This is a genomic window from Dickeya sp. Secpp 1600, assembly GCF_003049805.1.
Classification (GTDB): domain Bacteria; phylum Pseudomonadota; class Gammaproteobacteria; order Enterobacterales; family Enterobacteriaceae; genus Dickeya; species Dickeya fangzhongdai.
Genome location: NZ_CP023484.1, coordinates 4915985 through 4931868, shown reverse-complemented (window position 1 = coordinate 4931868; position 15884 = coordinate 4915985). Strand labels below are relative to the sequence as shown.

Sequence of the window (15884 nt, the reverse complement as noted above, 5' to 3'; positions counted from 1 at the left end):
CGAGGTACTCGCGGGCATTTTTTTAACATTTTTTCCCACTTTTCCCAGCCGGTCATCTGGCGCTGGCGATGGTTTACATTAGTTCTCAATGGTTATTTTCCGCATTTAAAGGGAAAATATCGAAAAATACTTCAGAATTATTTTATTTCCTGCCTGAATAGAATGAAATAAACCAATAAATAGCGGTGATGAGAGCGGTATTCATTAATGAATTATTATTAACATCATCGTTAATTCCATGTTCCATAATTGTTATTTTGTGGCGAGTTTTTTGGTTTTATTTATTTTTGAAATGGCGTTTTTATTTTCAAAAGTAAATTATTAAACCTATTTAGTAATTAAAATAACAGTAGTGGATTCCACTTTTATAATACTATTTTTCCCGTTGATCACTTCACTTGATTTTGATGGGACGAGAAAAGCACCCTGTTCTTTTCGTTTTCTCGTCTTTTTTTTGCTGATGCTGTACCCGTTGTGTTTGTCAGGCTGTATCCCGCCATGAAAGATGGCGATGGCGCGCCGGAAAACTCGCTATCCGCATAGTCGGACGGCGGAAATAAGGGTGATGAAGAAATAAAACAACTCCTCCACTCGTAACACGGGACTTCCGGTAAAAGCGGCTGATTTCGTTTTAATCTTGAGTGGTGTTGGTATGTCTGCAAATAACAGCAGGTTAGTTAAGCTTCTTATTATCCTCGGCATAGCCGTTATATTTTGGTTTGTTCCTGTTCCTGAAGGCGTTAATCCTACCGCATGGCACCTGCTGGCAATATTTATTGCTACGGTCATCGGTCTGATTCTCTCCCCTTACCCCCTTGGCGCCATTGCCATTTTTAGTATCACCGCCGTCTCGGCGCTCGGCTTGCTGCCGGTCAAGGATGTGCTGGTCGGGTTTGGCGACCCCACCATCTGGATGATTGCCTGTGCCTTTTTCATTTCGCGCAGCTTTATCAAAACCGGTTTCGGCCGCCGTATCGGGTTTCTGTTCATCAGCAAGCTCGGCAACAGCAGCCTGGGGCTGGCGTATGGTCTGGTATTCACCGACCTGCTGTTTTCCCCGGCGATGCCGTCAACCTCCGCACGCTGCGGCGGCATTATCACCCCGCTGTTCCGCTCTATCGCCGAAGCTTACGGTTCGACGCCGGAGCAGGGCACCCAGCGGCGTATCGGCGCGTTTCTGGTGCAGACCATTTTCCAGTGCAACGCCATTACCTCGGCGATGTTCATGACGTCGATGGCTGGTAACCCGTTGATCAGCAAGCTGGCGACCCAGTTCGGCGTTCACCTGACCTGGACCGAATGGGCGGCGGCGACGCTGGTGCCGGGGCTGCTGTCGCTGATCGTGATCCCGCTGGTGCTCTACCGTTTCTACCCGCCGGAACTGAAGAAAACCCCGGAAATGCGCGAGCTGGCCAAGGCTCGCCTGCACGAAATGGGGCCGATGAGCCGCAACGAATGGATTGTGCTGTGCGTGTTCCTGGGGCTGGTGGTGTTCTGGGTGTTGGGGTCGACGCTGAATATCGACGCTACCCTGACCGCGCTGGGCGGCCTGAGCGTGTTGCTGTTGACCCGCGCATTGAGCTGGGAAGACGTAACCGGCGAGAAAGAGGCCTGGCACACTGTGGTGTGGTTCGCCGTGCTGATGATGCTGGCGACCCAACTGAACAAGATGGGGCTGATCGCCTGGCTGGGCGGCATCGCCGGCCACGCCGTCGCCGGGATGCACTGGTTGCCGATGATAGGACTGTTGCTGCTGGTGTACTACTACAGCCACTATTTCATGGCCAGCGCGGTGGCGCACATCAGCGCCATGTACGCCATTTTCGTGTCGATCGCCATTGCGGCGGGCGCGCCGCCGGTGCTGACGGTGCTGGCGTTTGCCGCTTTCAGTAACCTGTTTATGGCGACCACGCACTACTCCGGCGGCCCGGCGCCGATCATGTTCGGCTGCGGCTACCTGTCGCTGGGAACCTGGTGGAAGATCGGTTTCCTGGTCGGGCTGGTGGTCATTCCCATCTGGCTGGGCATCGGCAGCCTGTGGTGGAAGGTTTTGGGGATGTGGTAATAAGTGCTGGGGATGTGGTGATCGTCTTTTGCCTATCTGTTTGATTCGCCGCCGCCGGATATGGGCGGCGGTTTTGTTCTCTGCGTGCGGAAATGGCGCAGAAATAGCGTGAACAGGTTAAGATAGCGGGATCGATGATGCGAATTCCGGAGCGAGAGATGAGTAAGAAAAAGACACCGCTAAAACTAGGCACGTCGATCATTCTGATGGTGTCGGCGGTGATTGGCTCGGTGCTGCTGGTGGTTTACGCGCTGCTGTTTTTTCGCATCACCGAACTGACCGAAACTCACCTTAAGGACAAAGCCTTCGCCATTGCCCGCACCGTCGCTAATTCGCCGATCGTGGTGGACGACCTGAAAGGCATCGGCAATCCGATGCTGGTACAGCGTTTTTCCGAGGACGTGAAAAGCCGCAATCACCTGCTGTTCGTCATCGTTACCGGCATGGACGGTATCCGTCATTCCCATCCTGAGCCGGGGCAAATTGGCCGCCATTTTATCGGCGATGACCTCTATCCGGCGCTGCTGGGGCTGGAGAATACGGCGGTGAACCGCGGGGTGCTTGACCCGGCGCTGCGTGTATTCACGCCAGTGTTTGACGAGAATAACCAGCAGCTCGGGGTGGTGGCGGTGGGGATTTCGCTGTCCAGCGTGCAGTCAGTGATTAACGAAAACCGCTGGATTATTCCCTGGACCATCCTGTTCGGCGCGCTGGTCGGCCTGCTCGGCACCTATTTTCTGGTGAAAACCCTCAAACGCATCATGCTGGGTTTTGAACCGTTCGAAATTTCCAATCTGTTCGAGCAACGCAACGCGATGCTCAAGCAAATCAAAGAAGGGGTGATCGCGGTGGATACCGACCTGCGCGTCACCATTATCAATGACGAAGCCAAGCGGTTGTTCAGCCAGCATGGGTCTGGCGAAACGCTGGCGATCGGCAGCACCATCAGCCGCTGGCCGGCGCTGATGAATCTGGAAAAGGTGCTGGAAACCGGTGCGCCGCGGCAGGATGAGGAAATCAATTTCAACGGCAATCTGTTGCTGATCAACACAGTACCGGTGGTGGTGAAGGGCGATATTATCGGCGCCATCGCCACCTTCCGCGATAAAACGGAAGTCAGCCAACTGCTGCAGCGCCTGACCGGGATGTCGTATTACGCCGACGCCCTGCGCGCCCAGTCACACGAATTCATGAACAAGCTGCATGTGATTCTCGGCATGCTGCATTTAAAATATTACCCGCAACTGGAAGAATATATTCTAAAAACCGCCAATAATTATCAGGCGGAAATCGGCTCGATTATCCGAAAAGTAAAATCTCCGGTGATTGCCGGGTTCCTGTTGGGTAAAATCAATCGGGCACGGGATTTGGGCGTTACGCTGTCCATCAGCGAAGACAGTCTGTTGCCGGATACCGACGACTCCCAGGCCACCAATGAGCTGATCACCGTGCTGGGCAACCTGATCGAAAACGCGATGGATGCCTTGTCCGGTCTGGAAAACCGCGAGATCACCGTGACCTTCCATCATCAGGATGGGCAGTTACACTGTACGGTGAGCGACGACGGACCGGGCATCGCGCCGGATATTCAGCAGCGCATTTACCAGGAAGGATTTTCCACCAAAGGCTCCGGACGTGGCATCGGCTTGTATCTCACCCGGCAGAGTCTGGAAAAAATCGGCGGTACCATCGATTTTGAATCCGAACCGGACGTTTACACCCAGTTTTTTGTGAATATCCCGTATCAAGCAAGGCAGTTTGACCATGATTAAGGCAGTTTGACCATGATAAATGTACTGATCGTCGATGACGACGCCATGGTGGCGGAGTTGAATAAGTGTTATCTGAATCAGATTTCCGGGTTTAGCTGCTACGCGACGGTACCGACGCTGCAGCAGGCGCGAAATCTGCTGATGCAACCGGACTGCGAGATCGATCTGGTGCTGCTGGATATCTACATGCAGCAGGATAACGGTCTGGATTTGCTGCCCACGATCCGTGAATTCAGCGAACACACGGACGTGATTATCATTTCGTCGGCCAGCGACGTGTATACCATCAAGAAAGCGCTGCATTACGGCGTGGTGGATTATCTGATCAAGCCGTTCCAGTTCGCTCGCTTCGAACAGGCGCTGACCGCCTACCGGGAAGAGGCCAACCTGCTCAAACACCGCGAGTTTGTGGCGCAGTCGGACATCGATAACCTGATCCGCCGCACCAGCGGCACCCCGACGGTGGAGCGTAAGAAACTGCCGAAAGGGCTGACCAGCCTGACGCTGCGCACCGTCTGCGAATGGGTCGAGGGCAATCAGGGCGCGGAGTTCTCCACCGAGATGCTGGCCAACGCCATCGGCATTTCCCGCGTGTCCTGCCGTAAATACCTGATCTATCTGGCGGATACCGGCATTCTCGACACCAATATTCTCTACGGTTCCACCGGCCGCCCGGTCTACCTTTACCGGTTGCTGCCGGAAAAGCAGGACGCGCTGCGACAGTACTGCGAATAACGCCGAAACGACAAAGCCACGATCAACGTGGCTTTTTATCTGGCGTTGATCCGTCCTGAATAGCGTTGACACGTTCCTGACTTAAATCTGGAGAACGTGATGATGACTGAGTTCAAACGTACCCAACGTGATTATCCTCTATCCTTTAAAATAGCCGTCGTTGAGCAAGTCGAAAAAGGCGAAATGACCTACAAACAGGCTCAGCAACGATACGGTATTCAGGGGCGCTCCACTGTCCTTGTCTGGCTGCGTAAATACGGCCGGCTTGACTGGAGCCCCGGACTTCCGAATTTGGTGAAGAGGAAATTGCTTGTGGCTCAGACAAATACCCCACTCACCCCCGAGCAAAGAATCAAAGAGCTTGAAGAACAGCTTGAGCTGGCGAACCAGAAGGCTGAGTTTTTTGAGTCGGTTATCAATGTCCTGAAAAATGATTACGGGGTGAGTGTCGTAAAAAAGCGGCCCGGCAAGTCCTTGCTCAAGGTCAGACCTCAAAAATAACCGTTACGCGCGCCTGCCAATTTCTGGGTCACAGCAGACAGGCATGGTATCAGTACAATGCCCGCTGCAATCAACGACATGCACACCATAGTAAGGTCCTTGATGTTATTGCCCGGATCCGGTGCCGCCAGCCGAGGATCGGCACACGTAAACTGCACCATCTATTGAACAGTCACCCGGACAAGACACTGAATATCGGTCGGGATAGCCTGTTCAGCCTGCTGGGTGAGCACCGGCTTCTGGTGCCCGTAAAACGGGGATACCACAAAACCACCAACAGCCACCATCGTTTTTACCGGCACCCGAACCTGCTGAAACCGGGTCCTGGACAGGTTACCGCTCTTGAGCCGGAACAGGTATGGGTGGCAGATATTACTTACCTGCCGATACGCAACGGCACGGTTTATCTGAGTCTGGTCACTGATGCCTGCTCAAGAAAAATCATGGGTTATCATGTGGATGAAAACCTGCACACTGAAAATGTAGTAAAAGCGTTCAAACAGGCACTGCGGCAAAGGCAAACAGAAGGCCCTCTGATACATCACTCAGACAGGGGGATACAATACTGTTCAGCACTTTATCAGTCAGTGCATAAAGAATACGGAATAACCTGTTCGATGACAGATGGTTACGACTGCTACCAGAATGCACTGGCGGAACGAATAAACGGGATCCTGAAGAGTGAATTTTTACTCTCACGTCCGGCCGATCTGGCACAGGCAAGGAAAATGGTGAAAGAGTCTGTAGCAATTTATAACCATGAACGGCCACATCTGGCCCTGAAATACAAAACGCCTGATGAAATTCATCAGGCGTTTTGCGGGCAAACAACTGTCAACCTATATCAGGACTAGTCACGTATAAAACGAAAAAGGCCACGGTATCCGTGGCCTTTTTGTGTATGAACCGGTCGACGGACTACACCAGCCAGCCGAGCAGCAGGGTGGCGGCGATCACGGTGGAGGCGCCGCCGATACGGGTGGCGATTTGCGCGAACGGCATCAGCGACATGCGGTTGGACGCGGACAGAATCGCCACGTCGCCGGTGCCGCCCAGGCCGCTGTGGCAACTGGTCACGATGGAGGCTTCAACCGGGTACATCTTCAGGTACGGCGCAATGAAGAAGCTGATCAACGCCATTGAGAGCACCACGGAACCGCACACCACCACGTAGCCGACGGAGAACACCGCCACCACGCTTTCCAGCGGCACGTACAGCATGCCCAGACCGATCATCAACGGCCACACCAGCGAACTGGATACGAACTTGTAGAAACTGTTGGCGCCGGTTTCCATGCTGGACGGGATAACACGACCGTACTTGCACAGCACCGCGATCAGAATCATCAGTACCGGGCCGGGGATATGCAGCACTTTTTCAAACAACCCGCCGACGATGAAGAAGGTGCAGATCAACAGCAGACCGCCGCCCATCAGGTGGAAATCCACCGTTTTCGGCGCGTCTTTCACTGCAAACAGCGCGTTATCGGTTTCGTTGCGCACCAGGTTGCCGTTACCATTCAGGTCGCTGCGCCATACGCCGATGCGGGCCAGCACGCCGGCGCAGATGATGGCGAAAATGTTGCCGACAACGGCGGCAGGCGCCAATTGGGCGACGTACACGTCCGGCGCCTGACCGAGGATGGCGGAATAGGCCAGCGACAGCGGCAGGATGCCTTCGCCGATGCCGCCGCCGATGATCGGCACGATGATGAAGAAGAAGGTGTGGTAGAAGCTGTAGCCAAACAGTTTACCTACCAGCAGGCCGGTCACCAACGCGGTGGCGGTGCCTACCACCAGCGGAATGAACATGCGGATCATGCCCTGAATCAGGATGACGCGGTTCATGCCGAGAATGCTGCCCACCACCAGACTGGCGATGACGAAGTAGAGGAAGTTGGCGTCTTTCATCAACAGCTTGACGGTATCCAGCGTGTTGGCGTTGAACAGATGGAAATACACCAGAATGGACGGCACCATCAGGCAGAGAATCGCCGGGCCGCCGATTTCTTTCAGCACCGGAATACGCTGGCCGATATAAGCCAGCAGGAATCCCATGGTCATAATAACGGCGAATCCGCCGATCATGTTTTTAGGTAAATAACTGGCATAGGCCGCAATAAATACAATGGCGGCAATGACCAGGAAAAGAATAAAAGGCACGGAGCCAATGCGAGTTTTATTTAAGCTTTCCAGTAAGCTTGATGGTGCGGCGGTGGCGAGCGTGTTATCGCTCATGATTTCAGTTTCAATGTTTTTCATTATATTCACCCTGTTGTAGCGGCATAGGACAGAGATAAGCAACTTGCTCTGCAAGACGTGGAAAATTGTGTTATGAGCGCAAAGCGCAATAGCCATGCGACACACCATCAAAAGAAAAAAAGCGATGTTATTTTTATTGCAGCATGTTCTTTAGGTAATCTAGCATGGGTAAATGTTAAAAATAATAGCCATTCACTACAAACATGAGGGAATTGTGAACCTCACAGCAATTCGACTTTAAATAACTTAATTCGTGGTTTTGTAATTAAAATTAATTTGTGAATATTGTGGTGGGATTATTTAGATAGGCGGGTTAGTTTTAGCTGTGTAAAATTACCACGGCAGGGATAAATAAAAAATAAAATTTAAAAAGTTATATAAATAAAATTCCAGAGCGATGTGATTGAGGCCGGGATTATGTCGGCGAGGTCTTTGCTATCCGGCGGAATCGCCATTTTCTGCCATACTGTCTGTGATAAGCAGGAAAGAAACCAGTGGACGTAATGTGACGGTCGGATTGACCGCCATGCTGTACGCCTGGTGCTTTTGCCGCGTGGTATAAAGTTTTTTTATAGTGCGCAAATAGTTACAGAAAGGGCAGCAGGGATGATAGGAATACATCATCCATGTCAGGGTTTTGTCAGTATTTTCACCTGATTTTAACCTTTTTAACACGCTTTATTGTGCAGTAATTCACCATTCGAGAGGATTTTCCTATGAGTTCTTACATGGTGATAATTATTGTATGACGCTGTTTTTATGGTGCTACCTGTTGTTTTTTTGTTATTTTGCGGACCTTATCACCAATAAAGTGGCGGTTTAAGCTAACTTTATACCATGATGATTCTGTGGTTTCTGTTTGTAAATCCTAACAGGTTATATTGACGCGATTGTGATCTGTTGACACATTGTGGGCGTCACAAGGAGGAGGGCGGCAGAGTACCTGGAATCATTATGGTTGATCCGACAGGGCTGGCGGGGGTTTTCCTGCTTGTCCCGCACTGTTGTCTCTCCCTGTTTACTATTACATCAGTCTCCGGACGCGTTCCTCGGGCTGAAACAGAGAAAAGTACAGACCACCGCGATAAAAACCGTCGCGATAACCCCAATCGCGATAGCCATGTTGCAATGACAACAGTCACGACGACAACGATCGCGATGACAACAACAGGTCTGACTGACACACAACATCCACAATGGAGTTCATGTAATGGCTAAATCCCTGATGAAATCAAGGGTGCTGAAATTCAGCCTTGGTTTGCTGGCGCTGTCCGTTGCCGCCGGTGTACAGGCAAAAACCCTGGTGTATTGCTCAGAAGGTTCTCCGGAAGGTTTTAACCCGCAGCTGTTCACGTCCGGCACCACTTTTGACGCCAGCTCCATTCCTATCTACAACCGTCTGGTTGAGTTCAAAAACGGCACCACGGAAATTGAACCGGGTCTGGCCGAAAAATGGGATATCAGCGCCGACGGCAAAACCTATACTTTCCACCTGCGCAAAGATGTGAAGTGGCAGGATAACAAAGAGTTCAAACCGAGCCGTACCTTCAACGCTGACGACGTACTGTTCTCCTTCCAGCGTCAGATCGACGCCAACCACCCGTTCCACAAAGTTTCCGGCGGCAGCTACGAATACTTTGAAGGCATGGGTATGCCGGAGCTGATCAGCAAAATCGAGAAAGTGGACGACTATACCGTTCGTTTCCAACTGACCCGCGCCGAAGCGCCGTTCCTGGCCGACCTGGCGATGGACTTTGCCTCCATCATGTCCGCCGAGTACGGCGACAAAATGCTGAAAGCCGGTTCGCCGGAGAAAATCGATCTGGATCCGATCGGTACCGGTCCGTTCCAGTTGCAGCAGTACCAGAAAGATTCCCGCATCCTCTACAAACGTTTTGACAGCTTCTGGGGCACCAAGCCGGGCATCGACCGTCTGGTCTTCTCCATTACGCCGGATGCATCCGTGCGTTACGCCAAGCTGCAGAAAGACGAATGTCAGGTGATGCCGTACCCGAACCCGGCGGATCTGGCCAGCATGAAGCAGGACAAGAACATTGAACTGCTGCAGAAGCCGGGCCTGAACGTGGGTTACCTGTCGTTCAACGTCGAGAAGAAACCGCTGGATAACGTGAAAGTGCGTCAGGCGCTGACTTACGCGGTGAACAAGCAGGCGATCATCGAAGCGGTTTATCAGGGCGCCGGTCAGGCCGCGAAAAACCTGATTCCGCCGACCATGTGGGGCTATAACGACGACATTAAAGATTACGCTTACGATCCGGCTAAAGCCAAAGCGCTGCTGAAAGAAGCGGGTCTGGAAAACGGTTTTGAAATCGACCTGTGGGCGATGCCGGTACAGCGTCCGTACAACCCGAATGCCCGCCGCATGGCGGAGATGATTCAGGCTGACTGGGCGAAAGTAGGCGTGAAAGCCAAGATCGTTACCTACGAGTGGGGCGAGTACCTCAAACGCGCCAAAGCCGGCGAACACCAGACCGTGCTGATGGGCTGGACCGGCGACAACGGGGATCCGGATAACTTCCTGGCTACCCTGTTCAGCTGCGACGCGGCGAAAAAAGGCTCCAACTACTCCAAATGGTGCTACAAGCCGTTTGAAGACCTGATCCAGCCGGCTCGCGCGGTGTCCGATCAGGCTAAACGTATCGAACTGTACAAACAGGCTCAGGTTGTGATGCACGATCAGGCTCCGGCGCTGATTGTGGCGCACTCCACCGTGTATGAACCGATCCGTAAAAACGTGAAAGGCTACGTCATCGAGCCGCGCGGCGTGCACAGCTTCAATCACGTATCAGTAGATTAATTATCTATCATGTCACCTTTATGGGCGATGGCAGCGCTGTCGCCCCTGTTGTTTCTAGAGACGAGTGTTTCTGTAGGGGAACGGCAGGGGGCGCTTCAACGCCCGTTTTAACGCAGTGAGCAATGTCAGGCTCGATGGTGAGCGCCATCGGGCCCTTTATCTCTAATAAGAGAAGCACAGAGAGTTCGGGATATGTTGCAGTTCATACTCCGTCGTTTGGGGCTGGTTATCCCAACGTTTATCGGTATTACCCTACTGACTTTCGCTTTCGTGCACCTGATCCCCGGCGACCCGGTGATGATCATGGCAGGTGAGCGCGGTATTTCTCCGGAGCGCCACGCGCAGCTGATGGCGGAACTGGGGCTGGACAAGCCTCTTTGGGAGCAATACCTCCACTACATCAACGGTGTGTTGCACGGCGATCTGGGCATGTCCCTGAAGAGCCGCATACCGGTCTGGGACGAATTCGTGCCGCGGTTCAAAGCCACGCTGGAACTGGGCGTCTGCGCGATGATTTTCGCGGTGATCGTCGGTATTCCGGTCGGGGTGCTGGCGGCGGTCAAGCGCGGTTCCGTGTTCGATCATACCGCGGTCAGCATCGCGCTGACCGGCTACTCCATGCCGATTTTCTGGTGGGGCATGATGCTGATCATGCTGGTATCGGTGCAGTTGAACCTGACGCCGGTATCCGGCCGGGTGGGCGACACCGTGTTTCTGGATGATTCTCTGCCGCTGACCGGCTTTATGCTGATCGACACCTTAATCTGGGGCGCGGAAGGCGACTTCAAAGATGCCGTGATGCACATGGTGCTGCCGGCTATTGTGCTCGGCACCATTCCGCTGGCGGTGATTGTACGTATGACGCGCTCGGCGATGCTGGAAGTGCTGGGCGAGGACTATATCCGTACCGCTCGCGCCAAGGGGCTGGGCCGCCTGCGGGTGATTGTGGTGCATGCGTTGCGCAACGCCATGCTGCCGGTGGTGACGGTGATCGGCTTGCAGGTGGGCACCATGCTGGCCGGGGCGATCCTGACCGAAACCATCTTCTCCTGGCCGGGGCTGGGCCGCTGGCTGATCGATGCGCTGCAGCGCCGCGACTATCCGGTGGTGCAGAGCGGGGTATTGCTGGTCGCCACCATGATTATTCTGGTGAACCTGCTGGTGGATGTGCTCTACGGCGTGGTGAACCCGCGTATCCGGCATAAGAAATAAGGGGAAGCGGAGATGACTCACGTTACCGAATCCGCAGCGACGACTGCGCCGAAGCCGATGACCCCGCTGCAGGAGTTCTGGCACTATTTCAAACGTAACAAAGGGGCCGTGGTCGGCCTGGTCTACATCATTCTGATGCTGGTGGTGGCGATTGGCGCCAGCGTGCTGGCGCCGCATTCGCCGGCCGAGCAGTTCCGCGACGCGCTGCTTAAACCGCCGGTATGGCAGGAGGGCGGCAGCTGGCAGTACCTCTTCGGTACCGACGATGTCGGCCGCGATGTGCTGTCGCGCCTGATGTACGGCGCGCGCCTGTCGCTGCTGGTGGGCTGTCTGGTGGTGGTGATGTCGCTGATCCTCGGCGTCGTCTTCGGTCTGGTCGCCGGTTACTTCGGCGGCGCGGTCGATGCCGCCATCATGCGTCTGGTGGATATCATGCTGGCGCTGCCGAGCCTGCTGCTGGCGCTGGTGCTGGTGGCGATTTTCGGGCCATCCATCGTCAATGCGTCGCTGGCGCTGACCTTCGTGTCGCTGCCGCACTACGTGCGCCTGACCCGCGCCGCGGTGCTGGTGGAAGTCAACCGCGACTACGTCACCGCTTCGCGCGTGGCGGGCGCCGGTCCGCTGCGCCAGATGTTCGTCAACATTTTCCCTAACTGTCTGGCGCCGTTGATCGTGCAGGCATCGATGGGTTTTTCCAACGCCATTCTCGACATGGCCGCGCTTGGGTTCCTCGGCATGGGCGCCCAGCCGCCCACACCGGAATGGGGCACCATGCTCTCCGACGTGCTGCAGTTTGCGCAGAGCGCCTGGTGGGTGGTGACGTTCCCCGGTCTGGCGATTCTGCTGACGGTATTGGCATTTAACCTGATGGGGGACGGCCTGCGTGATGCTCTCGACCCCAAACTCAAGCAGTGACAGAGCAAGCAGTGATAGAGGTAAAGAGATGGCGTTACTCAACGTAGAAAAACTGTCGGTGCACTTTGGCGACGAGGGGCTGCCGTTTCGCGCGGTAGACCGCATCAGCTATCAGGTGGAGCAAGGGCAGGTGGTCGGCATCGTCGGCGAGTCCGGCTCCGGCAAATCCGTCAGTTCGCTGGCGATCATGGGGTTGATTGATTTCCCCGGCAAGGTGATGGCCGACCGGCTGGAGTTCAACCAGCGCGACCTGCAGACGCTGTCCGACAAGGAACGGCGTCAACTGGTGGGTGCGGAAGTGGCGATGATCTTCCAGGACCCGATGACCAGCCTCAACCCCTGCTACACCGTGGGTTTCCAGATTATGGAAGCCATCAAGGTGCATCAGGGCGGTAACCGTAAAACCCGTCGTCAGCGGGCGATCGACCTGCTGAATCAGGTGGGTATTCCCGACCCGGAATCGCGGCTGGATGTGTATCCGCACCAACTGTCGGGCGGGATGAGCCAGCGCGTGATGATCGCCATGGCGATTGCCTGTCGGCCGAAGCTGCTGATCGCCGACGAACCGACGACGGCGCTGGACGTGACCATTCAGGCGCAGATCATCGAACTGCTGCTGGAGTTGCAGCAGAAAGAGAACATGGCGCTGATCCTGATTACCCACGATCTGGCGCTGGTGGCGGAAGCGGCGCACCACATCATCGTGATGTACGCCGGGCAGGTGGTGGAATCCGGCAAGGCGGCGGACATTTTCCGCGCTCCGCGTCACCCCTATACCCAGGCGCTGCTGCGCGCGCTGCCGGAATTCGCGGTGGACAAGTCCCGGCTGGCGTCGCTGCCGGGCGTGGTGCCGGGCAAATATGACCGGCCGAACGGCTGTTTGCTCAATCCGCGCTGCCCGTACGCCAGCGATCGTTGCCGTCAGGAAGAGCCTGAGATGCGGGACATCCCCGGTCGTCAGGTGAAATGTCATACACCGCTGGATGATGCGGGGAGGCCAACCGTATGAGCCAGACCATGAATGCCGCCGGGCAGCCGTACCTGCTGCAGGCGATTGATTTGAAAAAACACTACCCGGTTAAAAAAGGGTTGTTCGCGCCGGAGCGGCTGGTAAAGGCGCTGGACGGCGTATCCTTTACGCTGGAGCGCGGCAAGACGCTGGCGGTGGTGGGCGAGTCCGGTTGCGGTAAGTCCACGCTGGGCCGCCTGCTGACCATGATCGAAACCCCGTCGCACGGCGAGCTGTACTATCAGGGGCAGGATCTGCTCAAGCCGGACCCGGCGGCGCAGAAGCTGCGCCGGCAGAAAATTCAGATCGTGTTCCAGAACCCGTACGCGTCGCTCAACCCGCGCAAGAAGGTAGGCCAGATCCTGGAAGAGCCGCTGGTGATCAACACCGATCTCAGCAAGGCGGAACGCCGCGAGAAAGCGCTGGCGATGATGGCGAAAGTGGGCCTGAAAACCGAGCACTACGACCGCTATCCGCACATGTTTTCCGGCGGTCAGCGCCAGCGTATCGCCATCGCCCGCGGGCTGATGCTTGACCCGGACGTGGTGATCGCCGATGAACCGGTGTCCGCGCTGGACGTATCGGTACGCGCGCAGGTGCTGAACCTGATGATGGATTTGCAGCAGGATTTGGGGCTGTCTTACGTCTTCATCTCTCACGACCTGTCGGTGGTGGAGCACATCGCCGACGAAGTGATGGTGATGTATCTGGGCCGCTGTGTGGAGAAAGGCAGCAAAGACGCCATTTTCAGCAACCCGCGCCACCCGTATACCCAGGCGCTGTTGTCCGCCACGCCGCGCCTGAACCCGGACGCCCGCCGCGAACGCATCAAGCTGACCGGCGAGCTGCCAAGCCCGCTCAGCCCGCCGCCGGGCTGTGCCTTCAACGCCCGCTGCCAGCACCGTTTCGGCACCTGTACCCAGTTGCAGCCGCAGCTGAAACGGCACGGCGAGCAACTGGTCGCCTGCTTCGCGGTGGAGCAGGAGGACAGTCAGGTAAGCTGACGCTGGTGGTGAAATAAAAACGGCCCCGGTATTACCCTGGGGCCGTTATACGACCGCGAACTGGCTCGCTTTATTCTCTTAACTGCCGCCACTTGCTATCGATCTCCCGCTGAATGGTGGTGATCAATGGAGCTGGTAGGTTGAAATGGCTGGCTTCACGATGAAAATCTTTGGCAACTTCGTAGAGTTCATCCACGATTTTGAGCACAGCGTTAGCTCCCGATAAACCAGCCTGCCCCGCCAGTTGCTCCATTGTGCTTAAGGTAATTCGGGAACCGTGGCCATTAAACGCCGTCATATGCTCTCCCTGTGGCGATGGGCTGTAGACCACATCATAAAACGGGGAAAGCCGCCAGTTGTCCTGATCGTCCGCCAGAAACGAGAAGTTTTTGGCATGGTCGTCCTGATTGACCAACAGATAATTGAACAGTGCCCGGCGCAGTAACTTTCTGGCTTCCGCCACGCCGCACAGCAGTCGCGTTGCCTTGATCAGATCGACATAATCCAGAGAAGGCGCACGGAAGGAGGCATCCAGCAAGCCGCTGGCGGACACCATATGCAACCGGCCTGTTTCGCCGACACAGTCAAATCGGGACTGTTGTAACCAGTAGCGCCCTTCACCGACAGGCAGTAACTCAAAGTCAGCCACATCAATACCGGCCTGCCTGGCTATTTTCATATAGAGATACTCGATCTGGCTTTCAGCGTGCTGGAGAGCGAATTTCTTTGATGTGAGCTTGACCAGTAGTTTGTCGCCCGCCGTATCCTGACGAGTGGTAAAGGTGCCGTCAGGCTTTTTTGTCACGCTGAGCTTCGGTCTGGCGCCACCAGAACCCCCTGCATTCATCAAGTGTGCAATCAGACTGGATTCTGTACCTTCGAACTCTTCGACGGCGGCGTGACCCAGTTGGATCAACTCAATGGCCTCTTCACCAACGCCGTCAGGACGGGACATTGCTGGCTCATAGCGTAATGCACCCGGACCTCGGTGACCGATAAAAGCGAGTCTTTCCAGAGCCGTAATCCGAGCGGGGTTATAACCCTGCTGGCGGAAAAATCGGTCCATCAGATACAAACCCCAGCCATCAGGCAGACTGTCGCCAAATATGCCGTGTAAGCCGTAATGAGGCTGGCGTGGCGCAGCCTGAAGCTGGTTATTGAACGCCAGATTGAAGGGGCCGAGAGAGGATGTATGGCTGGCGAGATAGTCTGCGTCATACTGGAAATAGACACCTTGGCGGTTTTCCGCCAGTTGTCCAACCCGTTCGTCCCGGCCATCACTTAAGCGGCGTATGACATCCAGAGGCACACTAAGCATTTTTGAGCACCTCTTCGATGCTGGTCGGCGTATGCGCTTGATTGGTGAGCGTGTTGAGATCGTTTAGGTTGCCCAGAACTTCGTACAACATCAGAAACTGTCTGAGTGAGATATTACCGGTCGCTTCAAACTTTCGGATAGTGCTGTTGGGAACACCGGACTGTCGGGACAGGGCATCGACAGAGAGTTTGCGATGTTTGCGCATCGCTTTCAGGTGCTGTTTGAGGTTTTGTTGAATATCGTAAGCCGTGTGTAGCGATAGCATATCAAGGC

The 15884-nt window shown here is 55.0% G+C and carries 12 protein-coding genes; 9 read left to right on the top strand and 3 right to left on the bottom strand.

Translation table 11 applies throughout. The annotated features are described in order from the left end of the window. Positions 1-652 precede the first annotated feature (652 nt). The 4 genes from CPA59_RS22020 (at position 653) to CPA59_RS22005 (ending at position 5927) form a co-directional block, all read left to right on the top strand. On the top strand, positions 653-2065 hold the full coding sequence (locus CPA59_RS22020) for an anion permease (RefSeq protein ID WP_107760699.1): 1413 nt from the start codon (positions 653-655) through the stop codon (positions 2063-2065). A 158-nt stretch (positions 2066-2223) separates the two neighbouring features. Then, positions 2224-3837, top strand: coding sequence for a sensor histidine kinase (locus CPA59_RS22015; protein ID WP_049853800.1), 1614 nt, complete (start codon positions 2224-2226; stop codon positions 3835-3837). 12 nt (positions 3838-3849) lie between these two features. Next, positions 3850-4572 carry a two-component system response regulator DcuR gene (gene dcuR / locus CPA59_RS22010; RefSeq protein ID WP_013315799.1) on the top strand — a complete coding sequence of 241 codons (723 nt, stop codon included), beginning with the start codon at positions 3850-3852 and terminating at the stop codon, positions 4570-4572. Positions 4573-4671: 99 nt separating this feature from the next. Further along, positions 4672-5927, top strand: a protein-coding gene (locus CPA59_RS22005) for an IS3 family transposase (protein WP_107758483.1) whose coding sequence is annotated in 2 segments (ribosomal slippage) — positions 4672-5023 and positions 5023-5927 — 1257 coding nt in all. Because the reading frame shifts where the segments join, the coding sequence is not laid out codon by codon here. A 64-nt stretch (positions 5928-5991) separates the two neighbouring features. On the opposite strand, the gene CPA59_RS22000 is transcribed toward CPA59_RS22005, so the two are convergent. Further along, on the bottom strand, positions 5992-7335 hold the full coding sequence (locus CPA59_RS22000) for a 2-hydroxycarboxylate transporter family protein (RefSeq protein ID WP_107760698.1): 1344 nt from the start codon (positions 7333-7335) through the stop codon (positions 5992-5994). 1210 nt (positions 7336-8545) lie between these two features. On the opposite strand from CPA59_RS22000, the gene dppA reads away from it, so the two are divergent. From dppA to dppF, 5 genes are all read left to right on the top strand, one after another. Then, positions 8546-10153, top strand: coding sequence for a dipeptide ABC transporter periplasmic-binding protein DppA (gene dppA, locus CPA59_RS21995; RefSeq protein WP_038917407.1), 1608 nt, complete (start codon positions 8546-8548; stop codon positions 10151-10153). Between the two features lie 192 nt (positions 10154-10345). Next, positions 10346-11365: a dipeptide ABC transporter permease DppB gene (gene dppB / locus CPA59_RS21990; protein ID WP_038664321.1), complete on the top strand. Its 1020-nt coding sequence runs from the start codon at positions 10346-10348 to the stop codon at positions 11363-11365. 12 nt (positions 11366-11377) lie between these two features. Beyond that, positions 11378-12280, top strand: a complete 903-nt coding sequence (gene dppC, locus CPA59_RS21985) for a dipeptide ABC transporter permease DppC (RefSeq protein ID WP_038917409.1) — start codon at positions 11378-11380, stop codon at positions 12278-12280. A gap of 28 nt (positions 12281-12308) precedes the next feature. Then, on the top strand, positions 12309-13289 hold the full coding sequence (gene dppD, locus CPA59_RS21980; protein ID WP_033568951.1) for a dipeptide ABC transporter ATP-binding protein: 981 nt from the start codon (positions 12309-12311) through the stop codon (positions 13287-13289). An 8-nt stretch (positions 13290-13297) separates the two neighbouring features. After that, a complete protein-coding gene (gene dppF / locus CPA59_RS21975; protein WP_369831439.1) occupies positions 13298-14293 on the top strand; it encodes a dipeptide ABC transporter ATP-binding subunit DppF in 996 nt (331 codons plus the stop codon). Positions 14294-14363: 70 nt separating this feature from the next. On the opposite strand, the gene CPA59_RS21970 is transcribed toward dppF, so the two are convergent. Both CPA59_RS21970 and CPA59_RS21965 read right to left on the bottom strand, forming a co-directional pair. Further along, positions 14364-15611 (bottom strand): type II toxin-antitoxin system HipA family toxin, encoded by a 1248-nt coding sequence (locus tag CPA59_RS21970; protein ID WP_107760697.1) that lies wholly within the window; start codon positions 15609-15611, stop codon positions 14364-14366. Then, positions 15604-15876 carry a helix-turn-helix domain-containing protein gene (locus tag CPA59_RS21965; protein WP_107760696.1) on the bottom strand — a complete coding sequence of 91 codons (273 nt, stop codon included), beginning with the start codon at positions 15874-15876 and terminating at the stop codon, positions 15604-15606. The genes CPA59_RS21970 and CPA59_RS21965 overlap by 8 nt, the downstream gene beginning before the upstream one ends. Between the last annotated feature and the right edge of the window lie 8 nt (positions 15877-15884).

Coding starts and splice junctions, on each gene's coding strand:
- CPA59_RS22020 (WP_107760699.1), top strand. CDS start 653: ATGTCTGCAAATAACAGCAGGTTAGTTAAGCTTCTTATTATCCTCGGC.
- CPA59_RS22015 (WP_049853800.1), top strand. CDS start 2,224: ATGAGTAAGAAAAAGACACCGCTAAAACTAGGCACGTCGATCATTCTG.
- dcuR (WP_013315799.1), top strand. CDS start 3,850: ATGATAAATGTACTGATCGTCGATGACGACGCCATGGTGGCGGAGTTG.
- CPA59_RS22000 (WP_107760698.1), bottom strand. CDS start 7,335: ATGAAAAACATTGAAACTGAAATCATGAGCGATAACACGCTCGCCACC.
- dppA (WP_038917407.1), top strand. CDS start 8,546: ATGGCTAAATCCCTGATGAAATCAAGGGTGCTGAAATTCAGCCTTGGT.
- dppB (WP_038664321.1), top strand. CDS start 10,346: ATGTTGCAGTTCATACTCCGTCGTTTGGGGCTGGTTATCCCAACGTTT.
- dppC (WP_038917409.1), top strand. CDS start 11,378: ATGACTCACGTTACCGAATCCGCAGCGACGACTGCGCCGAAGCCGATG.
- dppD (WP_033568951.1), top strand. CDS start 12,309: ATGGCGTTACTCAACGTAGAAAAACTGTCGGTGCACTTTGGCGACGAG.
- dppF (WP_369831439.1), top strand. CDS start 13,298: ATGAATGCCGCCGGGCAGCCGTACCTGCTGCAGGCGATTGATTTGAAA.
- CPA59_RS21970 (WP_107760697.1), bottom strand. CDS start 15,611: ATGCTTAGTGTGCCTCTGGATGTCATACGCCGCTTAAGTGATGGCCGG.
- CPA59_RS21965 (WP_107760696.1), bottom strand. CDS start 15,876: ATGCTATCGCTACACACGGCTTACGATATTCAACAAAACCTCAAACAG.